This window comes from Streptomyces sp. NPDC057486, assembly GCF_042802415.1.
GTDB lineage: Bacteria > Actinomycetota > Actinomycetes > Streptomycetales > Streptomycetaceae > Streptomyces > Streptomyces yanii.
The window spans coordinates 1-20,388 of record NZ_JBHVEE010000077.1; the positions used below are offsets into that span (position 1 = coordinate 1).

Here is a 20,388-nt window from a genome sequence, read left to right on the forward strand (position 1 = left end):
CGGACAGCGTGATGTAACAGACTCATCCCCACGGCCTTCGTGCTGAGCTTGTGTGTTCCTTGGTCGGATCACATGCTCGGCCGAAGGCCGCCCTCTTGTAAGGCGGTTGCCAGTCCGAGTGATCAAGTACGAGGAGCCGTTCGACCTCCGAGGTTAAAGATCAAGCTAGGCGCGCAGGGCCTGGACCGCCGCTTCCAGTCGCTTGCCGAAGTCTCCGTCGGCCTGACGGAAGTTGTTGATCGCGCGCTCGGCGATGTCGTCGCGCGAGACCTTGGCGATGAATCCGGCGAGGTTGTCGATCAGGCGCGCCTTCTCGTCCTCGGAGTAGAGCCGGTAGAGGTTTCCGGCCTGCACGAAGTCGTTGTCCTCGGCGTGGCTCGGGGCCTCGTGCGTACCGATCTCACCGGTGACCGTGGTGGGTTCCCACAGCGGACGATCCGTCTGGACCGGACCGCCGAAGCTGTTGGGCTCATAGTTCTTCGCACCCTTGTGGCGGCCGTCGTACAGGTAGCCGTCGCGGCTGTTCGTCCGCGCCTCGGTGGCGTGCGGACGGTTCACCGGCAGGTGGTCGGCGTTGATGCCGACGCGATACCGGTGGGCGTCGCCGTACGCGAAGAGGCGGCCCTGGAGCATCTTGTCCGGGGACGGGCCGATGCCCGGCACGAAGTGCGCGGGGCTGAAGATCGACTGCTCGGTCTCCGCGAAGATGTTCTCCGGGTTGCGGTTGAGCTCCAGCTTCCCGATCTCGATCGGCGGGTAGTCGGCGTGCGGCCACACCTTGGTGAGGTCGAACGGGTTGAACCGGTAGGTGGCCGCCTCGGACGCGGGCATGATCTGGACCTGCACGGTCCAGGACGGGAAGTCGCCACGCTCGATCGCCTCACGGAGATCGCGCTGGTGGCTGTCCGGGTCCTCGCCGGCGAGCTTGTTCGCCTCGGCCTGGGTGAGGTTCTTGATGCCCTGGTCGGTCTTGAAGTGGTACTTGACCCAGAAGACCTCGCCGGCCTCGTTGTTCCACTGGTAGGTGTGCGAACCGTAGCCGTTCATGTGACGCAGCGTGGCCGGGATGCCGCGGTCACCGAAGAGCCAGGTCACCTGGTGGGTGGACTCGGGCGACAGACCCCAGAAGTCCCAGACGTTGTCCGCCTCCTGCGAGCCGGTGTACGGGTCGCGCTTCTGGGTGTGGATGAAGTCCGGGAACTTGATGGCGTCCTTGATGAAGAACACCGGGGTGTTGTTGCCGACGAGGTCGTAGTTGCCCTCTTCGGTGTAGAACTTCAGCGCGAAGCCGCGGGGGTCACGCACCGCGTCGGCGGAGCCGAGGTTGCCCGCGACGGTGGAGAAGCGCAGGAACGTCTCGGTCTGCTTGCCGACCTCGGAGAGGAACTTCGCCCGCGTCCACTGCGAGACGTCACGGGTCAGCGTGAACGTGCCGTACGCACCGGCGCCGCGGGCGTGCACGATGCGCTCCGGGATGCGCTCACGGTTGAAGTGCGCGAGCTTCTCCAGGAGCGACTGGTCCTGCACCAGGACCGGACCGCCGACGCCCGCGGTCTGACTGTTCTGGTTGTCGGCGACCGGCGCGCCGGCCTCCGTGGTGAGCGGTCCCTGCGTCACGTGCGCCTCCTGCGTCATTCCTGCACATCCGTCATGTCCTGATGTCCGCACAGCCTGTCCCTTGGCCTATGCCGATTCCGATCCTACAATGGACTAAGTCCAAGTCAAGTGAACATCTAAAGTCACACCCATTCGGGACCAGGGTCCCCTCACTGTTAGGCTTGCTTCCATGAGTGACCTGTTGGAACGGCTCCGCGGACGCGGCTGGCGCATGACTGCGCAGCGGCGCGTCGTGGCCGAGGTACTCGACGGGGACCATGTGCACCTGACGGCCGACGAGGTCCACGCCCGGGCGGTCGCCAAGCTGCCGGAAATCTCCCGCGCCACCGTCTACAACACGCTCGGCGAGATGGTGACCCTCGGTGAGGTCATCGAGGTCTCCACGGATCGCCGCGCGAAGCGGTACGACCCGAACGCACACCGCCCCCACCACCACCTGGTCTGCGCCCGGTGCGGCGCCATCCGCGACGTGCACCCGGCGGGCGATCCGCTGGCGGACCTGCCGGCCGACGAGCGCTTCGGGTTCACGGTCTCCGATGTCGAGGTGACGTACCGCGGCATCTGCCCGAACTGCGCGGCAACGGCCTGAGACGCCGCGAAGGGCCCGGTGCGAGCGACACTCGCACCGGGCCTTTCGCATGCCGACACCCCAGGACCTGAGCGCCGGGCCGCACCTGGTGCCGACGATGCCCGCCGCCCGGCCCCCGCGCCCGACGGGTGTGCGCCACCCCCATCCCGCGCGCACCCCCTTCCCGAATCTGACGGGTCATCATATCGTCGGCGGCGATCGCGTCCGCCCCGCGGCGGATCCACACCTCGACCGCACGAGGAGAGACCCGTGGGAGATCCGCACCCGAGCACATCCCCACCCACACCCTCCGCCCCCAAGCTCCGGGCACAGGCGCTCACCCGTTCGTTCGGGCGCGGCGCCAGGACCCTCACCGCCCTCGGCCCGGTCGATCTCGACATCGCACCGGGTGAGTTCACCTGCATCGTCGGCCCGTCCGGCTGCGGAAAGTCCACGCTGCTGAGGATCGCCGCCGGACTGCTCCGCCCCAGCTCGGGCGAACTGTCCATCCGTACGGCATCACCCCGCCCGGCCGCGATGATCTTCCAGGACTACGGGATCCACGATTGGAAGACCGTCCTCGCGAACGTCCGGTTCGGCCTCGACATCCAGCGCGTGCCGCGCAAGGAGGGCGACGCCAGGGCGCGCGACTGGCTCGCCCGAATGGGGCTCGCGGAGTTCGCCGGCGCCTACCCCGCTGCGCTCTCCGGCGGAATGCGGCAGCGCGTCGCCATCGCCCGCGCCCTCGCGGTCGAACCCGAACTCCTGCTGATGGACGAGCCGTTCGCGGCGCTCGACGCCCAGCTGCGGACGATCCTTCAGGACGAACTGCTCGACCTCACCCAGACCACCCGTACCACCACGCTCTTCATCACCCACAGTCTGGAGGAGGCGATCGTGCTCGGCGACCGGGTGCTGGTGATGTCCGCCAGGCCGGGCCGGATCATCGCCGAGCGCCGACCGCCGTTCGCCCGGCCGCGCACCGGCGATGTCCGTTCGGCGCCCGAATTCACCGCACTGAAGAGCGAGTTGTGGGAGTTGCTGCGCGGCGAGGTCCGCAGAGAGGTGGCCCCGGCATGAGCACAGCCGTGAAACGCGCACGTCAGGAAGGCGGTGGGGCCGTCCTGGTGCGCAGGCCGGGCCCGCAGGAGCTGCATCCCGTACGCACCCATCGCAGGCGTCGCGCCCTGGAGCTGACGCTCGCCGTCGCCGTACCCCTGCTCCTCGTCCTGCTCTGGCAGCTGGCCGCCGCGCAGTCCTGGATCGACGACCGGGTCTATCCGGCCCCCTCCACCATCCTCGCGGACGGCTGGGACCGCGCGGCCGAGGGCGAGCTGTGGCCCGATGTGTGGGCCACGCTCAAAAGGGTCCTCGGCGGCTACGCGATCGGCACCGTCACCGGATATGCACTCGGCCTGCTGATGGGGGCGCTCTCCCTCGTACGAGCCGCGCTGGAACCGTTGCTCGATGCCCTGTACGTCGTACCGAAGCTGGCTCTGCTGCCGGTCTTCCTCAATATGTTCGGCCTCGGCGAAGGGCCGCAGCTCGCGCTGGTCGCCGCCACGGTCTTCTTCTTCGTCTGGATCTCCACCATGGCTGCCGTCCTCGCCGTCCCGGCAGGTCACCGCGACGCCGGCCAGGTCTTCGGCGCCTCACCCTGGCAGATGTTCCGGCATGTGCTGCTGCCCGCGTCACTGCCCGCGGTGCTGGTCGGCGCACGGATCGCGGCGGGGGTGGCGGTCCTGGTGATCGTGGCGTCCGAGCAGATCGCCGCGGCGGACGGGCTCGGGCACCTGATCTTCGACTCCCGGGCGCTGTTCCAGAACGACGTGATGTTCGTCGGCATCGTCTGTGTGGCGGTACTCGGCGTCGTCTTCTCCGAAGTGGTGCGGATCGCCGGACGGTGGCTCACGCCGTGGGCGCCGCGCGACCGCGGCCGCGGCCAGTCGTGAACGGCACCGACCCTGCTCCATCGAGTTCCCCGTACGGAGGCACTGTGCGTACACATACCCCTCTCACCCGCACCGTCGCGCTCGCCGCAACAGCACTGCTCGCCGCGGCGGGCTGCGCCGGGAACGACTCCGGCGACGGCACCGGCGCCGCTGCCGCGCCACGCGCCGTGAAGCCCGTCACGGGCTGCGGTACGGGCAGCTGGACCGACCCGGCCGATCTGGCACCGGACCGGAAACCTGCCCGCTGCGACAAGGGCGCGCCCGCCGCGCAGCCGCTGGCGAAGAAGCGGAAGATCACCGTCGCGACGGGCACCCTGAGCGCGGAGTACGTTGCTCCGCTCCAGGTCGCCGTCGCGAAGGGCGAGTTCGCGAAGGAAGGTCTGACTGTCGAACTGAAGGTTCTCCCCACTCCGGACGCCCTGCCGCTGCTTGCCAAGGGCGATGTGGACGCCCAGTGGGCGGCCCCCGAGGCGGCCGTGATGAACGGCATCAACGGCGGCTTCGACATCAAGTGGGTGGCGGGGAACTTCTCCCCCGACCCCACCTCGAAAAGCGGACTGTGGGTCCGCCTCAAGGAAGGCGAGAGCGCCGGTCACGTCGACATGGCGGGCCGGAAGATGGGCACCATGATCGGCAAAGGGTCGGTCATCGCGTACCCGATGGACACATCGCTGAAGAAGCACGGCGGCGGGCTCGACAGGATCAGCTTCCAGCAGCTCGGCTCGGCGGATGTGCTGACCGCTCTGCAGAACGGGGGCGTGGACTCCGCCTGGCTGCTCGACCCGGTCTGGCGGAAGGTCGACGGCGACAAGAAGTACGCGTTCCTCGGCGGCCAGCCGGTCGGCGAACCGCTCGGCGGCCTGCTCTTCGGACCGACGCTGCTGACCGAGGACCCGGACGCGGGCGTCGCCTTCCTCCGCGCCTACATCCGCACGGTGAACACCTACTTCTCCGGGGACTACAAGTCCGATCCCGCCTTCGTCGCGGAACTGGCGAAGCTGATGAAGATCGACGAGGCGACGCTGCGGTCGACTCCGTCGATGCGAATGGACTGGGAGATCCGGAAGGGCACGACGGACCGGCTGCAGCAGGCGTACCGCGACGCGGGCGTCTCGGCCGGCAAGCCGGTGCCGGAGGGTAAGGCCGTCGACCGGGCGATGTACGGGGAGGCGGTGGGCCACACGCCCTGAGGCGAAGGCCCCGGACATGAACAGAGGGCCGGATCCCTGTGAAAGGATCCGGCCCTCTGTCTTCAGTAGCGGGGACAGGATTTGAACCTGCGACCTCTGGGTTATGAGCCCAGCGAGCTACCGAGCTGCTCCACCCCGCGTCGGTGAACACAACTTTACGTGACGCCCCCGACCAGCGCAAATCCGTTTCCGTGGAGGGGTGCGCGGCCCTGCGGACGACTCGGCATGCCCGCCCGCACAACGGGCCGGGGCCCGGGAGGGTCGCGGGTGACGGGGCCGACCGCGTGGTACGGCTCCGGACCGGCCGGCACATCCCGTGGCATGCGGCATGCCCTGGGGCCCTGCACCCGCTCGGACGTGGGGCGCCACCGCCGGCGCCGCGCCCCGTACCGCACCCCTGGGGCTCCCTACGCGGTCAGCTCCTGGTGCAGCGCCTCGCGCAGCCGTGCTGCCCGCTCGGCGACCTCCGCCGGGCCCAGCTCGACCGCCCGGGCGCACCAGCGCTGCCCCTCGGTGAGCTCGCCGCGGCGGGCGGCGAGCAGGGCGAGGCGCAGCGCGGCCCGCCCGTGCCCGTCGTTCGCGGCGCGGCTCCACCACAACGCGGCCTCGCGCTCGCTGCCCTCGCGGGCGAGCAGCAGCCCGAGGTTGAAGGCCCCGTTGCGGCTGCCCGCCTCGGCCGCCTCGCGGTACCAGCGGGCGGCGCTGTCCACATCGCCGCGAGCGGCGGCGAGCATGCCGACGCGCACCTGGGCGCGGCGGTGCCCCTGCTCGGCGGCCCGCTCGTACCACTCCTCGCACTCGGTCTTCTCCGGCATCGGCTCGCCGAGCGCGGGCGGCCCCGGCGGCGGCTGCCGCGAGTCCAGCACTCCGGCCAGCCGGAAGGCGGCCTCGGCGCTGCCGCCGCCCGCGGCGCAGCGAAGATGACGCTCGGCCTCCTGCTCGTCGCCGTGATGCAGCAGCGCCATGCCGACCTGGAGCGCCGCCTCGGTGTGCCCGGCGGCGGCGGCCCGCTCGTACCAGCTCAGCGCTGCCCGGTCCTCGTCGCGCCCTGCGTGCAGGATGCCGAGGTTGAAGGCGGCGTCGACGCTGCCCGCCTCGGCGGCCTTGGAGAACCAGGGCTCCGCACCGGCCGCGTCCCCCGCCTGGAGCAGGAGCACGGCCAGTGCGTTGGCGGCCTCGCGATGACCGGCGTATGCGGCACGGCGGTACCACTGCTCGGCCTGCGGCGTACGGTCCTGGGCGGCGCAGAGCAGTCCGAGGTTGTACGCGCCGTTGACGTCGCCCGCGTCCATGGCGGCGCGGTACCAGCGCTCGGCGGTCTGCTGCTCGCCGCGGGCGGCGTGCAGGGCGCCCAGGGCGTTGGCAGCGTTGCCGTCGCCGTCCTGGGCGGCGCGCAGCCACCACACGGCGGCGCTCTCCTCGTCGCCCGCATCGCGCAGCAGGAAACCGAGCGCGCAGGCGGCCCGTGCCTCGCCGTCCTTGGCGGAGGTGAGGTACCAGCGGCCGGCCTCCTTCAGCTCGCCGCGCCGTTCGAGGATGGCGCCGAGATGCAGGGCGGCGCGACGGTGTCCGCGCGCGGCGGCCTGCCGGTACCACTGCTCGGCCTCACCGGCCCGCCCCACGGCGGAACCGGCCACCGGTCCGCCGTGCCTGCCCGCGGCAGCCCCACCAGCGTTACGTGTACCGGTCACGGGACCACCGGCCGCGCCCGGACCGGGCCCCATGCCCATCCCGAGCCCCGCGTCCGCTCCGGGACGGCCGAAGGCGTCGTGCGGGTCGTCGGCAACCCTGCGCTCCAGGGCGCGGGCCAGGCGGTAAGCGGCCTCCCGGTGCCCCTGCTCGGCGGCGGCGCGCAACCAGCGCTCGGCGCCGACGTCGCTGCGGTGTTCCAGCAGGTCGGCAAGGGCGTATGCACCCAGCGCATGGCCCTGCTCGGCGGACTGGCGCAGCCAGTACTCGGCGCCGGGCTCGTCGCCGCGCTCGCGGTAGTGGCGGCCCAGGGCGTGCGCGGCGGCGGCGGAACCGGCGACGGCGGCGATGCGCCACCAGCCGGCCGCCTCGTCGGCATAGCCGCGCTGATGGAGGAGAACACCCAGGTTGTTGGCGGCGGCCCGGTCGCCGTCGGCCGTGGCTCCCCGCAGATAGGGCTCGGCGCCGTTCAGATCACCACGGCGCAGCAGCAGTGCGCCGAGGACGCTCATGGACGCGGCGTCCCCGGCGTCGGCGGCGCGGCGGTGCCGCGCTTCGGTCTCGGCGCTCTCCGTGCTCTCGGCGTCGCCGGAAGCCGCCGCGGTCCCGGCGACTCCCGTGATCCCGGCCGCCCCCGCGACCTCGACGCCTTCCACGGTCACGGCGCCGCCCACAGCATCAGCGACAAAAGCCGCGCCCGTCACGTTTTCCATCCCATGGACGTGCCGCTGCACAAACCGCCCTGTCTCCAACAGAGTTGCCCTGTCCCCCATAAATACCATCGTCCCACCACCTGCAACCCGCGTACACCTGGTATACCGCGGCCAGTGAGGTCACTTCAGCGTTTTGTCGACATGCCCACAGAGAGATAAGTCAAACACGTCCGGGCCCAACTCGTGCCCCGCGAACCGCACTTCACGCCCACCGGATGGGAGGGTTTCACGGCACGACGAAGGCCCGGATCCTCGAAAGGATCCGGGCCTTCGTCTTTCAGTAGCGGGGACAGGATTTGAACCTGCGACCTCTGGGTTATGAGCCCAGCGAGCTACCGAGCTGCTCCACCCCGCGTCGTTGTGTTCAAACCGTACCACGACGCGGGGCTGGGGCTTCACCGGCAGCTGCTCAGCTGCCCTTGTCCGCCTTGGGCGCGGCCTCCGCCGCACGCTTCAGCGCATCCTGCAGATCGGCCTGGGCCTTGCCGTAGGCGGTCCAGTCCTGCTTCTTCAGGGCCGCCTCACCGTCCGCATAGGCCTTCTGCGCATCCGCGATCGCCTGCTTGAGCGCGGCGTCGCCGGTGGCCGCCGGTGGCTTCGTGGTCTCGCTCGGCGGTTGCGTGGTTTCGGTGCCCTCCACCCCGAAGACCGCGTTGAGCGCCTCCTCGAGGCTGTTCTCGAAGACGGTCTTCGAGCCGTACGAGGCGGCCACCTTGCGCAGCAGCGGATAGTTCTGCGTGCCACCGCGCGTGTAGACCGGCTCGATGTAGAGGAAGCCCCCGTCGAGCGGCACCGTCAGCAGATTGCCGTACTCGATGTCGGAGTCGGTTCCCTTGAGGTTTCTCACGAACTCGGCGACATCGTCGTTGCCGTTGAGCTCGCTCTGCACCTGCCCGGGGCCCTTCACCGTCGTGGTGACTCTGAGCAGCCTTATGGTGCCGTAGTCCTTGCTGGCCGCATCTGCGTCCACCGCCATGAACGCCCCGAGGTCGGGCCGCCCCTTCGGGGTGAACGTCGTGGTCAGTGAGAACTTCTGAGCCGACTGGTCGGGCATTTTTATGCTCAGGTAGTACGGCGGGACCGCGCCGGAATCCTTGTTGGTCGGGTCGTCCGGGACCTGCCACGCGTCACTGCCGCTGTAGAACTGTGCGGGGTTGGTGACGTGGTAGCGGGTGAGCAGCTCGCGCTGCACCTTGAACAGGTCCTGCGGGTAGCGCAGGTGGGCCATCAGGTCCTGCGGAATGTCGGCCCGCGGCTCCACCGTCCCCGGGAACGCCTTGCGCCAGGTCTTGAGGACCGGGTCCTTGGTGTCCCACTCGTACAGCTTGACCTTGCCGTCGTACGCGTCGACGGTGGCCTTCACCGAGTTGCGGATGTAGTTGACCTGGTTCTGCTGAGCAACGACCGCACGCTGGTTGGTGGTCAACGAGTCGGCCGTGGTGTCACCGAGCGTCGTACGCGAGGCGTACGGGTACCCGTTGGTGGTGGTGTACGCGTCGACGACCCACTGGATGCGGCCGTTCACCACGGCCGGATACGCGTCGCCGTCGATGGTCAGCCACGGGGCGACCGCCTCGACGCGCTCCTTGGGCGTGCGGTTGTACAGGATCCGCGAACCCTCGCCGATGGCCCCCGAGTAGAGGATCTGCGGCTCGCTGAACGAGACCGCGTACGCGGCGCGGTTGAACGCGTTGGAGAGGCTGACCCCGCTGTTGCCCTTGTAGCTGGTGGTCTTCTCGCCGTCCTCCTCGTAGTCGAGCTCCTTCTGGGGCCCGCCGACGATGGAGTACTGCTCGGTCTTCTCGCCGTAGTAGATCTGCTGCTCGTACGTGCCGAGCTCGCCGGTGGTCGGCAGACCCGACTCGGTGAAGTCCGGGGACCCCTTCGGGTTCCTGCCCGTCGTGGTGCCCCGCGCGGCGATGGCGCCGTAACCGTGCGTGTACGTGAAGTGGTCGTTGATCCAGTTGCGCTTGGGGATACCGTCCAGGTTGAGCTCGCGCAGACCGATGACCGTGTCCTGGTCCTTGCCGGCGGCGTCCTTGTAGCGGTCGACGTCCAGGGTCTTGGGGAACTGGTAGTAGTTGCGCTTCTGCTGGAGCTGCTGGAAGGCCGGGGAGACGACGTTGGGGTCCATCACCCGGTAGCTCGCCGCGTCGTCCGCGCTCGCGCGCAGCTTCGCGTCGTCCGTCGTGGTGCTCTTGCCCGAGTAGTCGTTCACCTGGGCGTCGTCGATGTCGTACGCGTCACGCGTCGCCTGGATGTTCTTCCGGATGAACGGGGCTTCCTTGGCCTGCTCGTTCGGCTGGACCTGGAACTTCTGCACGATCGCCGGGTACAGGCCGCCGATCAGGATCGCGGAGAGCACCATCAGACCGAAGCCGATCATCGGGAGCTGCCAGGTGCGGCGCCACAGCGTCGCGAAGAACAGCACGGCGCAGATCGCGGCGATGCAGAACAGGATCGTCTTCGCCGGCAGATAGGCGTTGGCGTCGACGTACCGCAGGCCGGTCCAGTTGTCCGTCGCCTTGAAGTCGCTGGACTTCACCGCCAGCCCGTACCGGTCGAGCCAGTACGCCACGGCCTTCAGCGAGACGAAGACGCCGAGCAGCACCGACAGATGGCCGGTGGCCGCACCGGTCGCCCGCGCGCCGGGGCTGGTGACGCGGAGCCCGCCGTACAGGTAGTGGGTGAGCGCGGCGGCGATCAGCGAGAGCACCGTGGCCGCGAAGCCGAAGCCCAGCAGGAATCGGTACCACGGAAGGTCGAAGGCGTAGAAGGAGACGTCCAGATGGAACTGGGGGTCCTTCTGCCCGAACGCCACGCCGTTCACGTACATCAGCCACGTGCGCCACTGGCCCGATGCCGACGCTCCGGCGATCAGCCCGATGAGCGCGGTGACCGCAAGCAGTACCCACTTCTTGAACGGGGCGACGCTCATCCGGTAGCGGTCCAGGCTCTGCTGCTCCAGCGACATCGCGCTCAGCGGCGGCCTGAGCCGGTGCGCGAGCCAGATGTTCAGGCCGACAGCGATCGCCATCAGCAGTCCGAAGACGAGGAACAGTCCGATCTTGGTCCACAGGGTGGTGGTGAAGACGGATGAATAGGCAACCGACCGGTACCAGAGCCAGTCCGTCCAGAACCCGGCGAACATGACGAACGCCATGGCGAGAATCGCCAGGACGCCGAGTGTCATGAGCAGGGTACGGGCGCGCCGGGACGGGCGGCCGACTCTGATCCGTGGCCCGGTCGGGCCTCCGCCGCGGTCCGGCATCTGGAAAGCCAACGTGCGCACCTCGAAGTTCGCGGTCGTGTGAAACGGGCCCAGCGATCGTAGAGCCCACCTATGCAACTTACTGAGGCTTTACCTAGTTCCCGTTCCCGGGGCGGAAGGAGGCAGGATGTTGCACATGCCCAACGTTTCCCCCTCAGGCCCCCCGATGGCCGCAAGCCCCCTCACCGTCGCCGTGCTCGAAATCGACGAGTACGCCGCCGGCCTCGGCTGGGACCAGCCCGCCCGGCTCTTCGCTCTCGTCGACACCGCCGAGCTGCGCGCCCAGGAGCCGGGGCTCGCTGCCCAGCTCGGTCTCGACAGCCCGGAGTCGACGACCGCCGCACTCACCCCGATCGAGCAGGAGGAGATCCCCCGCGGAAAGGCGCTGGACGAGTTCCTCGCCACCATTGCCTGGCCCGACGCGGTGGCCGGATGCGCGATGACGGTGGAGCGCATGATGCTGCCGCCGTCCGCCGAGGCCTCCGTACCCGACGGGCTCAGTGACGCCCAGCTGACGAAGTGGGTCGCCGGGCACCCCGACCGGCAGGAGGTGCGGATGACCGTGGCCGTCCTGCGCAACGGTGCGCGGGAGTCCGCCGTACGGCTCCGGGAGAAGGACTCCTCGAGCGAGGTGCTGACCGGCGCGGGTCTGGTACCGGGGCTGGCCGAGGCGCTGGCCGCCACGTTCGAGTCCTGAGAGTCCGACCACGGCGGGCGGCATCGCGCCTGCCGTGGTCATCGGGGCGCGGTCAGCCTGCCGAGCATCTCGGCAGAGCGGCCGTGTCCCCCGTGCGGATCTTCTCCAGCGACTTCTTCGCGTCGTCGATCGTCTTGACCTTCACGAGCGTGAGCCCGCGGGGGGTGTCGGACGCGGCGGCCTTGCAGTTGTCGTCCGGCGTCAGGAAATACCTGGCTCCCGCGTTGCGCGCGCCGACCAGCTTCATGTTGATGCCGCCGATCGGGCCGACCTTGCCCCGGTCGTCGATGGTGCCGGTGCCCGCGATGAACTTGCCGCCGGTCAGCTGGCCGGGCGTCAGCTTGTCGACGATGCCCAGGGAGAACATCAGGCCGGCGCTCGGGCCGCCCACATCGGCGAGCTTGATGTCGATCCGGAACGGGAACGTGTGGTCCGTCCCGGCCTGGATGCCGACGATCGCCCGGTTCTCCTTGGCCGCCTTCGTCGTCGTGATGGTGATCTTCTCGGAACCCTGTGGCTCCTTACCGGCCTTCTCGGCAGCGGCCGCCGTCTTGGCCGGGATCACCGTGAACGTGACATTCTCGCCGGGCTTGTGCTTGGTGACGAGCTTCGCGACGTCCTCGGGCTGTTTGACCGCCGTACCGTCGACCGCCTTGATCACATCACCCGCGTGCAGCTTGCCCTGCGCGGGGCTGTCCTTGATCACCGTGGAGACCACGACGCGCGAGGTCACCGGGATGCCCAGCTCGGTCAAGGCGGCGACCTTGGCGCTCTCCTGGGACTGGCTGAACTCCTCGGCGTTCTCCTGCGTCGACTGCTGCTCGGTCTTGCCGTTCGGATACAGCGTGTCATGGGGGACGACGACGCTGTCGTGGGCGAGCCAGCCGTAGACGGCCTCGACGAGGTTCATGTTGTAGTCGGCGCCCGTGACCCGCACCGTCGTCATATTGAGGTTGCCGGACGTCTTGTACGTCTTGCGCCCGGAGATCTGCAGCACCGGTTCTCCGCCGACCTTGCCGAGCGTGTTCACCGTCGGACCGGGAGACATCTCCGAGTACGGCACCTTCATCAGCACACCTGCGCAGAGCAGCGCGATGAGGATCAGTGTGGAGGCGAGCATCGTCGCGGTGCGGCGTGGCATGGAACGACAGTACGGGAAGGGTCTGTCAGTGCACCGCCGGGGCCGGTCCGTCAGGGGCGGAGGGTCGGGTGCGGTGCTGTCGCCGATCGGCGGGGCAGTCGGCGCCGCGATGCGGATTGGCGACTGCGTACGTACGGTGCTGCCTCAGGCAGCGTCGGAACCGGAGTGAGATTTCTCCATCGCCTCACGGAACCGGGCATACCCGGCGAGTTCGGTGACATCGCCGGTCGTGCGATTTCTGGCGGCCCAGCTCCCCCATATCGCAGCGCCGAAAGCAGCGAAAAACGGAATCAGCAACCAGGCGAGTGCTGCCATGACGACCTCCCTACCCCATGAGCGACCGCAACTGCCGATCAGCAGATTAGCCATCTGCAGAATCAACGCTCGTGGCAGGGGTGCGGTTACGCAAATCGGGGCGGATGACCCCTGGTTGGGTTTGAGCTCAGCAGGCGCCGACCCACTCCTCCGTGCCGTCGGAAAACCGCTGGTGTTTCCAGATCGGAACCTCGTGCTTGAGGTCGTCGATGAGCTTGCGGCACGCCGCGAACGCCTCCGCGCGGTGCGGGCAGGAGACGGCGACGACGACGGCCAGGTCTCCCACCTCCAGTTCACCCACACGGTGTACCGCCGCCAGCGCCCGGACCGGGAACTCGGCCACGACCTTCTCGGCCACCCGGCGCATCTCGTCCTGCGCCGACGGATGGCAGGAGTAGCCGAGCGCGCCGACGTCCTGTCCGCCGTCGTGATTACGCACCGTGCCGACGAAGAGCGCGGTGCCGCCCGCGGCGTCGTCTCCGACGGCACGGAAGATCTCGTCGACCGACAGCGGTGTCTCGCGGATCTCCAGCAGCCGGATCGGGTCCTGCGCCGCCTGCTCACCGGGGTGGTCATGGGTGGGTGCCATGGCGCCCATGGTGCCGTACCGCACTGACATCACGGAATAGCCCTTTCCACCGGCGGACCGTCGGCAGCCTTGGAGCCTTCTACAGACCCGCCCGGCGGACGGCGGTGCGACGACGGGGCAAAGGTTGCCGGGAGGGGCACTAGATGCGACGGCGCGCCTTGCGGGCGCGACGGACCAGGGCGGCGGTGCCGAGCAGCGCGACGGTCGCACCGGCGGCACCGGCAGCGGTGGCGTCCTTGCGGCCGAGCCGGCGTCCGGCGACGGTGTGCCGGCCCTCGACCTCTTCGAGGAGCGCGGCGAGCACCTCCTCGTTGGTCCACCGGGGACGCCAGCCGGCGTCGTGCAGTCGGCTCACGCTGACCACCCAGGGGTGCATCGTGTACGCGAGGTCGCCCGCGGGGGAAGGGGTGAGACCGATCCGGTGCAGGCGGGCTGCGGCGCCGAGGGCGACGGCGGAGGGCAGCTCCATCCGGCGTACACCACTGAGCTCCTCGACCTCCTCCTGCTCCAGCCAGCCGTCGCAGCCGACCGCGAACTCTCCGTCGATCTTCTCCAGCGCGGCGTACTCCAGGGCCGTGACCAGGTCGTCGACGTGGCAGAACTGCCAGGTGGGGCGCGATCCGGCGACGACGAGGAGGCGCGGCGACTCGAAGTAGCGGGTCAGCGCCGTGTCCGTACCGCCGACCAGGACGGTGGGGCGGACCACGGTGACGTTGAGCCCGGGGTGGGCACGAGGTGCGCGGCGGCCGAGGCGTTCGATCTCCAGGAGGTCACCGACACCGGTGGCCTCGGCCGTGGCACGCAGCTCTGCGTCCTCGGCGAGCGGGATGTCGTTGTCGGGCAGCGCCCCGTAGACCATCGCCGAGGTGCAGAGCACGGCCCGGTGGACCCCGGCGGCCGCGGCGGCCGTCAGCACGGTCTGGGTGCCGCGGACGTTGTACGCGGTACGGGCGGCGGGATCGGTCTCCAGGTCGAGATCGAGTGCCAGATGGACGACGACGTCTGCGCCGCGCAGTTTCTCGGCGATGGCGGGGTCGCGCACGTCGAGAATGTGCCAGGTCGCATCGGAGACCTCGCCTCGGCGCTCGTCGATGGCAATGACCTGCTTGATCTCCTCGGATGCCGCGAGGCGCGCGGTGAGCAGCTCACCGACGCCGGTCGCGGCTCCGGTGACCGCGACGACGGGGCCGCGGCTCTTGGAGCGGCTTTTCGAGGGCGTGCTCTCGGGCGAAGGGTCGGCCAGGTTTCGCGCTGCGCGAACCTGAGGATCTGGGGAACTCACCGGGCGTCTCCAGCGGTTGTCTTCAGTACGTACCCGAATGACGCGTACGTACCAGGTGGCGTCCATCCTGCCGCAGGCCGGGACCCGGCGGAGCACTGAGGCCCTGAGCGGACATGGTGTCTACGCTGGATGGTGATGTCGGGCAGTCGCCGTCGGTTCGAGCCGGCGGCCCTACGAGCCGAGGAAACCCGTGAGTGACACCCCATTCGGATTCGGCCTTCCGCCGGAGGAGCCGGAGAACGGCGACGAGGGCAAGAAGAAGGACCCCACCGGAGGTGGGCGGGGTTCGGGCGGGCCGGCGAACCCGTTCGGCTTCGGGCCGGGCGCGGGCGGGGACAACCCGTTCGCGGCGATGTTCGGCACGATGAACCCCAACGACCTGGGAGCCGCCTTCCAGCAGCTCGGGCAGATGCTGAGCTACGAGGGCGGTCCCGTGAACTGGGACATGGCCAAGCAGATCGCCCGCCAGACGGTTGCGCAGGGCACGCCGGACGGCACGAAGGACGCGAGCGTCGGCCCGTCCGAGCGGTCGGCGGTCGACGAGGCGCTGCGCCTGGCGGACCACTGGCTGGACGGCGTGACGTCGCTGCCCTCCGGTGCGGTCTCGACCGTGGCGTGGAGCCGTGCGGAGTGGGTCGAGGCGTCCCTCCCCGCCTGGCAGAAGCTGGTCGACCCGGTGGCGGAGCGTGTCGGCATGGCCATGGGCGATGTGTTGCCCGAGGAGATGCAGGCCATGGCCGGCCCGCTCATCGGCATGATGAGGTCGATGGGCGGTGCGATGTTCGGTCAGCAGATCGGGCAGGCCGTGGGTGTGCTGGCGGGCGAGGTGGTCGGTTCGACCGATATCGGGCTGCCGCTCGGCCCGGCGGGCAAGGCCGCGCTCCTTCCGTTGAACGTCGAGATGTTCGGCAAGGACCTGAGCGTGCCGCAGGACGAGGTGCGGCTCTATCTCGCCCTGCGCGAGGCTGCCCATCAGCGGCTCTTCGCCCATGTGCCGTGGCTGCGCTCGCACCTGTTCGGCGCTGTCGAGGGGTATGCGCGCGGCATCAAGGTCGACACCAGCAAGCTGGAGGACGTGGTCGGCCAGTTCGACCCGTCGCAGCCCGAGCAACTGCAGGACGCCCTTCAGCAGGGCATGTTCCAGCCGGAGGACACGCCGGAGCAGAAGGCGGCGCTGGCCCGGCTGGAGACGGCGCTCGCGCTGGTCGAGGGCTGGGTGGACGCGGTGGTCCACGAGGCCGCGAAGTCCCGGCTGACCTCGGCGGACGCACTGCGCGAGACGATGCGCAGGCGCCGTGCCTCCGGCGGCCCGGCCGAGCAGACGTTCGCCACGCTGATCGGGCTGCAGTTGCGGCCGCGGCGGCTGCGGGACGCCTCGCGGCTCTGGGCGTCGCTCACGGACGCGCGCGGTCTCGACGGGCGCGACGCACTCTGGGAGCACCCGGACATGCTGCCGACCGCGCATGACCTGGACGACCCGGACGGGTTCGTGCACCACGAGCAGCTGGACTTCTCCGAGCTGGACAAGATGCTCGGCGAGGCCGCGAAGGGTCCCCGGAAGCCCGCGGACGACAAGGGCGAGGAAAACGGCGCCACCGGCGACGGCGACGGCAAGGACGACACAGACCAGTGAGCCTGTACGACGACGCCGTCCTCGTGCTGAAGAGGTACGAGGACCGGGCCGACGCTGACCAGGAGCAGCTGCGGCAGACCTATCTGAACCATCTGGCACAGCACCCGGACGGCATGTGGAAGGCGTGCGGGGCCGGGCATCTCACGGCCAGCGCGCTGGTCGTCGATCCGGAGCGCGGACGGGTGCTGCTGACACTGCACCGAAAGCTGCAGATGTGGCTGCAGATGGGCGGCCACTGCGAGCCCGAGGACGCCACGCTGGCGGCTGCGGCGCTGCGTGAGGCCACCGAGGAGTCCGGCATCGGCGGTCTGACGCTGCTGGCGGGCGGCCCGGTGGTGCTGGATCGGCATGCGATCCCGGCGCCCTGCCACTGGCATCTGGATGTGCAGTACGCGGCGCTGGCGCCGTCGGGCGCGACGGAAGAGATCAGCGACGAGTCGCTGGATCTGCGCTGGTTCGCATACGACGAGGTGGCCGAGGTGGCCGACACCTCGGTCGTGCAGTTGGTGGCACGTACGCGCGCGGCACTGGAAGGCGGCCGGTAGCCGTACCGACGGCCCTCGGCACCGGCACCGGCACATCGACGGGTAGGGGGCGTCCTCCCACGAGGCCGCCCCCTACCCGTGTCCGTGCGCCGCGGTTCAGTTCCAGGTGTTGTTCTGGTTCTGGCCGTGCGCTCCCTGTTGGCCCATGCCGTACTGCGCGCGCAGCCCCTGGCCGATCTGGGCGTTCTGCGGGGGCAGCACCTCGCTCGGCTGGACCAGGGCGAAGCCCTGTCCGAGGAAGCTGAGCTCCCAGCCCTCGCCGGTGTTGCCGCGCCGCCGCCAGACGCCCGAGGAGTGCGTCTGTGCCTGCATCTGGACGCGCAGCGAGCTGGACCAGGCGACGATCGCGTCGGCGTCGACGTTGACGTACTTGTCCGGCGTGACCTGCATCATCAGTGGCTGGCCGGACGTCATCAGGGCGACCTTGCCGGTGCCGGAGATGTTGAGCTGGTACTTGCCGGTGCCCGAGATGCCGTACTGGCTGTCCACGGCGATGACCTCGGTGTGCAACGACGAGTCCAGCGCCAGCACATAGGCGCTGTCCACCGTCATGCCGTCGTGGTCGACGTCCACGACATGGACGTACTGCGCGAGGTTGGCGAGGTAGACGGTGCCCTGGCCCGAACAGCGCATCAGGTCGAGGCCCTCACCGGTGTTCGCGCGGGCGCGGCGCTGCCCGTGCGACTGGTACTCGCCGTCGAACTCCATCAGCCCCTGGTACGCGACCATGGCGCCCTTGCGGGCGAGGACGTCGTCGTGGCCGGTCAGCGAGACCCGCAGGAGCTGCGGGTTCTGCAGGGTGTATCGGTCCTGGGACTGCTGTTCCGTGTAGTTGAAAAGCGGACTCTGCATGGTGTGTTCTCGCTCCCCCTCAGTTCCGGACCCGCAGGCGGTCCGTACTGTCCTCGCTCGGCTGGACGACGACGATGCCCTGACCGGAGAACGCCATCTGGAACGCCTCGCCGCTTCCCCGCCCGATCAGCGAGGAGGCCTTGAAGCTGCGCTTGCCCTTCACCTTGAGGTTCGGGGACCACGCCACAAGGGCGTCCGGGTCGACATAGGTCTCGTCCTCGCCGCGCCCGCAGTCGACGACGATCGGCGTGCCGCGCGAGGTGATCGCGACCCAGCCGGTGCCGGCGATGCAGACGTTCCACAGGCCCTGGCCGGCGAACTTCGCCAGCCCCTTGACCCGCTCCACGCCCCAGGTGAGGTGGCCGTCGAAAGCCAGGACGTTGGTGCCGTTGACCGAGAGGGACTCGTTGTTGAGATTGACGACGACCACATCGGCGCCGTAGTCGGCGAGGTAGAGCAGCCCGTCACCGGAGCACTTCATCAGGGGTGCGCCCTCGCCGGTGATCCACTGGGAGGCGATCTGCCGGACGGCCGGCGGGTTGGGCTCGTACTGGATGAAGCCCTCGTAGGACACCATCGAGCCGGTACGTGCGTAGAGGTCCTGGCCCGTGGCCATGGCGACCTTGAGCATCGTATGGCCGTGGTTCTCCATACGGGCCGTGACGGGGGTCGGGGCGAAGCCCGCGAGTTGCTGGTTCATGACGGGCTCCCTCAGACCTCGTAGGGCTGGACGACGATGAAGTTGCCGGGGGCTCCCCGGAACTGGAGGTTCACGGTCTCCCCGCTGTGCCCCGGGTATGCGTTGCGGCGCAGCCGGACCTGGCTGGAGATGATCACCTGGGACGCGGACGACCACGCCACGACGGCGTTGCAGTCGGCGAACGTGGTCGGCGTGACCGGCAGGACGACGGGGACGCCGTGGGTCTTGACGACGATCGTGCCGCTGCCCTGGAACTGCATGGTGAACAGGGCGCCGCCGGGGATGCCGTGACCCTCGATCCTGCGGACCTCGTACTGCAGCGATTCGTCGAAGGCGAGGACGCTCTCCGCGGAGACGCAGATGCCGTCGCCCTGGAGCTCGATGGAGTGCAGATGGGCGCCGTCTTCGGCGAGGAAGACCTGGCCTCGACCGGTACAGCGCATCAGCTGCATTTCCTGGCCGGTCGCATTCCCGACCATGCGGCCTGCGAATCCGGCACCCTTGTAGCCGAAGTCGACCTTCCCCTGATACATCACCATGGAGCCCTGACGGGCGAGCACCGGTGTACCGCCCATGGTGAGGTCCACCCGCATGAGCTGCTGGTTCTGCGGGGTCCAACGCTGGCCGGTGGCTGTCTCCTTGTACGGCTGGAGCGCGGCCTGCAGACCGGCGCCGGCCTGCGGCATGCCCGGCTGCATTCCGGGGGGCTGCTGCCCGTACGGCGCCGGGGCCTGCTGACCGTAGGGGGCGGCCGGCATGGCCTGGCCGGGGAACTGCCCGAACTGGGGCTGCTGGAGCGGCTGTCCCGGCTGACCGTAGGGAGCGGGGGCGGGCGCGGGCGGCGGGACGATACCGCCCTGCGGTGCCATCGGAGCCGCTATCGTCGGCGCGGCATGCATCTGCTGTTGCGGGGTGGGGGCCTGCGCGGCCGGGGCGCCGAAGGACGGAGCCGGCTGCGGGACTTGAGGGGTCTGGGGAGCGGCCGGGACACCGAAGGACGGAGCGGGCGCCGGGGCCTGCGCGGGCGGGGCGAACGAAGGGGCAGCCGCCTGCGGCTGCGGTGCGGCGGGCGCCTCCTCGGCGATCTCGCCGCCGAAGTTCTTCAGCAGCGCGTCGAGGCCGCCGTCGAAGCCCTGTCCGACAGCGGCAAACCGCCAGACGTCCTTCAGATAGAAGTCGCCCAGCATCACCGCGCGCTCGGTGGTGAACTCGGCGCCGGTGAAGGCGTACCTGACGACTTCCTCGCCACCCGCGACGATCCGGATGTACCCCGGACCGATCTGCGACATCTGTCCCGCGCCGTCGACGGTCGCAGTGAACGACAGCTTGTGGATGTTCGCCGGAATGCGGTCCAGAGTGACGCGGAACGACTCGGTGTCACCGGACTGGGCACCGAGGAGCTGAATGGACTCCTCGGGCGATTTCGGCTGGTTGAAGAAGATGAAATACCGGTCGTCGGAGAGCTGCTCATGGGCATCGAGGCCGAAGCAGCTGATGTCGAAGGTCAGTCCAGGACCGGCGATCTGCACGCCTACGTACAGATCCGTCCCCGGCGTGAGATCACTGATCTTGGCCTTGTGACCGCGTTGGAATTCCCTGGCCATGCGTAACGACCGTCCCCCATCCCGAATGTG

At 69.4% G+C, this 20,388-nt stretch carries 17 protein-coding genes and 2 tRNA genes; 7 read left to right on the forward strand and 12 right to left on the reverse strand.

Features of this window, described 5'->3' with window-relative positions:
- Positions 1-165 precede the first annotated feature (165 nt).
- Positions 166-1,635 carry a catalase gene (locus ACFU6I_RS29915; RefSeq protein ID WP_366691371.1) on the reverse strand — a complete coding sequence of 490 codons (1,470 nt, stop codon included), beginning with the start codon at positions 1,633-1,635 and terminating at the stop codon, positions 166-168.
- Between the two features lie 151 nt (positions 1,636-1,786).
- Between ACFU6I_RS29915 and ACFU6I_RS29920 the strand changes: the two genes are divergently transcribed.
- The 4 genes from ACFU6I_RS29920 to ACFU6I_RS29935 all read left to right on the forward strand — a co-directional run bounded on the left by ACFU6I_RS29920 (position 1,787) and on the right by ACFU6I_RS29935 (position 5,327).
- Positions 1,787-2,206 carry a Fur family transcriptional regulator gene (locus tag ACFU6I_RS29920; protein ID WP_266981714.1) on the forward strand — a complete coding sequence of 140 codons (420 nt, stop codon included), beginning with the start codon at positions 1,787-1,789 and terminating at the stop codon, positions 2,204-2,206.
- Between the two features lie 249 nt (positions 2,207-2,455).
- Positions 2,456-3,265, forward strand: a complete 810-nt coding sequence (locus ACFU6I_RS29925; RefSeq protein ID WP_384372287.1) for an ABC transporter ATP-binding protein — start codon at positions 2,456-2,458, stop codon at positions 3,263-3,265.
- Positions 3,262-4,137, forward strand: a complete 876-nt coding sequence (locus tag ACFU6I_RS29930; protein ID WP_384372288.1) for an ABC transporter permease — start codon at positions 3,262-3,264, stop codon at positions 4,135-4,137. The genes ACFU6I_RS29925 and ACFU6I_RS29930 overlap by 4 nt, the downstream gene beginning before the upstream one ends.
- 44 nt (positions 4,138-4,181) lie before the next feature.
- Positions 4,182-5,327, forward strand: a complete 1,146-nt coding sequence (locus tag ACFU6I_RS29935) for an ABC transporter substrate-binding protein (RefSeq protein ID WP_384372290.1) — start codon at positions 4,182-4,184, stop codon at positions 5,325-5,327.
- 66 nt (positions 5,328-5,393) lie between these two features.
- Here ACFU6I_RS29935 and ACFU6I_RS29940 read toward each other — a convergent pair.
- The 4 genes from ACFU6I_RS29940 to ACFU6I_RS29955 all read right to left on the reverse strand — a co-directional run bounded on the left by ACFU6I_RS29940 (position 5,394) and on the right by ACFU6I_RS29955 (position 11,000).
- A tRNA-Met gene (locus ACFU6I_RS29940) sits at positions 5,394-5,467 on the reverse strand.
- Between the two features lie 267 nt (positions 5,468-5,734).
- A complete protein-coding gene (locus tag ACFU6I_RS29945; RefSeq protein WP_384372292.1) occupies positions 5,735-7,798 on the reverse strand; it encodes a tetratricopeptide repeat protein in 2,064 nt (687 codons plus the stop codon).
- A 212-nt stretch (positions 7,799-8,010) separates the two neighbouring features.
- Positions 8,011-8,084: transfer RNA gene (locus tag ACFU6I_RS29950), tRNA-Met, on the reverse strand.
- Between the two features lie 54 nt (positions 8,085-8,138).
- Entirely contained in the window at positions 8,139-11,000 is a 2,862-nt protein-coding gene (locus ACFU6I_RS29955; RefSeq protein WP_384372341.1) for a UPF0182 family protein, read from the reverse strand.
- Between the two features lie 127 nt (positions 11,001-11,127).
- Here ACFU6I_RS29955 and ACFU6I_RS29960 point away from each other — a divergent pair, with 127 nt between their 5' ends.
- On the forward strand, positions 11,128-11,697 hold the full coding sequence (locus ACFU6I_RS29960) for a PPA1309 family protein (RefSeq protein ID WP_384372295.1): 570 nt from the start codon (positions 11,128-11,130) through the stop codon (positions 11,695-11,697).
- 52 nt (positions 11,698-11,749) lie between these two features.
- Here ACFU6I_RS29960 and ACFU6I_RS29965 read toward each other — a convergent pair whose 3' ends face one another.
- The 4 genes from ACFU6I_RS29965 to ACFU6I_RS29980 all read right to left on the reverse strand — a co-directional run bounded on the left by ACFU6I_RS29965 (position 11,750) and on the right by ACFU6I_RS29980 (position 15,024).
- Entirely contained in the window at positions 11,750-12,838 is a 1,089-nt protein-coding gene (locus ACFU6I_RS29965; protein ID WP_384372297.1) for a PDZ domain-containing protein, read from the reverse strand.
- Positions 12,839-12,982: 144 nt separating this feature from the next.
- Positions 12,983-13,153, reverse strand: a complete 171-nt coding sequence (locus ACFU6I_RS29970; RefSeq protein ID WP_345510467.1) for a hypothetical protein — start codon at positions 13,151-13,153, stop codon at positions 12,983-12,985.
- Between the two features lie 127 nt (positions 13,154-13,280).
- Positions 13,281-13,742: a molybdenum cofactor biosynthesis protein MoaE gene (locus ACFU6I_RS29975; protein ID WP_266981730.1), complete on the reverse strand. Its 462-nt coding sequence runs from the start codon at positions 13,740-13,742 to the stop codon at positions 13,281-13,283.
- A 139-nt stretch (positions 13,743-13,881) separates the two neighbouring features.
- On the reverse strand, positions 13,882-15,024 hold the full coding sequence (locus tag ACFU6I_RS29980; RefSeq protein ID WP_384372299.1) for an SDR family oxidoreductase: 1,143 nt from the start codon (positions 15,022-15,024) through the stop codon (positions 13,882-13,884).
- 190 nt (positions 15,025-15,214) lie between these two features.
- On the opposite strand from ACFU6I_RS29980, the gene ACFU6I_RS29985 reads away from it, so the two are divergent.
- On the forward strand, positions 15,215-16,657 hold the full coding sequence (locus ACFU6I_RS29985; protein WP_384372301.1) for a zinc-dependent metalloprotease: 1,443 nt from the start codon (positions 15,215-15,217) through the stop codon (positions 16,655-16,657).
- Positions 16,654-17,202: an NUDIX hydrolase gene (locus ACFU6I_RS29990; protein ID WP_384372303.1), complete on the forward strand. Its 549-nt coding sequence runs from the start codon at positions 16,654-16,656 to the stop codon at positions 17,200-17,202. The genes ACFU6I_RS29985 and ACFU6I_RS29990 overlap by 4 nt, the downstream gene beginning before the upstream one ends.
- 96 nt (positions 17,203-17,298) lie before the next feature.
- Here the strand turns inward: ACFU6I_RS29990 and ACFU6I_RS29995 are convergent, their stop codons facing one another.
- The 3 genes from ACFU6I_RS29995 to ACFU6I_RS30005 are packed head-to-tail and all read right to left on the reverse strand — an operon-like array spanning position 17,299 to position 20,358.
- Positions 17,299-18,054 carry an AIM24 family protein gene (locus tag ACFU6I_RS29995; RefSeq protein ID WP_384372305.1) on the reverse strand — a complete coding sequence of 252 codons (756 nt, stop codon included), beginning with the start codon at positions 18,052-18,054 and terminating at the stop codon, positions 17,299-17,301.
- A gap of 19 nt (positions 18,055-18,073) precedes the next feature.
- Positions 18,074-18,754: an AIM24 family protein gene (locus ACFU6I_RS30000; RefSeq protein WP_384372307.1), complete on the reverse strand. Its 681-nt coding sequence runs from the start codon at positions 18,752-18,754 to the stop codon at positions 18,074-18,076.
- An 11-nt stretch (positions 18,755-18,765) separates the two neighbouring features.
- Positions 18,766-20,358 (reverse strand): TerD family protein, encoded by a 1,593-nt coding sequence (locus ACFU6I_RS30005; RefSeq protein WP_384372309.1) that lies wholly within the window; start codon positions 20,356-20,358, stop codon positions 18,766-18,768.
- Positions 20,359-20,388 lie beyond the last annotated feature (30 nt).

Excerpts from the sequence above, each read along its gene's own strand:
- ACFU6I_RS29915 (WP_366691371.1), bottom strand. The coding sequence starts at position 1,635 with ATGACGCAGGAGGCGCACGTGACGCAGGGACCGCTCACCACGGAGGCC.
- ACFU6I_RS29920 (WP_266981714.1), top strand. The coding sequence starts at position 1,787 with ATGAGTGACCTGTTGGAACGGCTCCGCGGACGCGGCTGGCGCATGACT.
- ACFU6I_RS29930 (WP_384372288.1), top strand. The coding sequence starts at position 3,262 with ATGAGCACAGCCGTGAAACGCGCACGTCAGGAAGGCGGTGGGGCCGTC.
- ACFU6I_RS29945 (WP_384372292.1), bottom strand. The coding sequence starts at position 7,798 with ATGGTATTTATGGGGGACAGGGCAACTCTGTTGGAGACAGGGCGGTTT.
- ACFU6I_RS29955 (WP_384372341.1), bottom strand. The coding sequence starts at position 11,000 with ATGCCGGACCGCGGCGGAGGCCCGACCGGGCCACGGATCAGAGTCGGC.
- ACFU6I_RS29960 (WP_384372295.1), top strand. The coding sequence starts at position 11,128 with ATGTTGCACATGCCCAACGTTTCCCCCTCAGGCCCCCCGATGGCCGCA.
- ACFU6I_RS29965 (WP_384372297.1), bottom strand. The coding sequence starts at position 12,838 with ATGCCACGCCGCACCGCGACGATGCTCGCCTCCACACTGATCCTCATC.
- ACFU6I_RS29970 (WP_345510467.1), bottom strand. The coding sequence starts at position 13,153 with ATGGCAGCACTCGCCTGGTTGCTGATTCCGTTTTTCGCTGCTTTCGGC.
- ACFU6I_RS29975 (WP_266981730.1), bottom strand. The coding sequence starts at position 13,742 with ATGGCACCCACCCATGACCACCCCGGTGAGCAGGCGGCGCAGGACCCG.
- ACFU6I_RS29995 (WP_384372305.1), bottom strand. The coding sequence starts at position 18,054 with ATGCAGAGTCCGCTTTTCAACTACACGGAACAGCAGTCCCAGGACCGA.
- ACFU6I_RS30000 (WP_384372307.1), bottom strand. The coding sequence starts at position 18,754 with ATGAACCAGCAACTCGCGGGCTTCGCCCCGACCCCCGTCACGGCCCGT.
- ACFU6I_RS30005 (WP_384372309.1), bottom strand. The coding sequence starts at position 20,358 with ATGGCCAGGGAATTCCAACGCGGTCACAAGGCCAAGATCAGTGATCTC.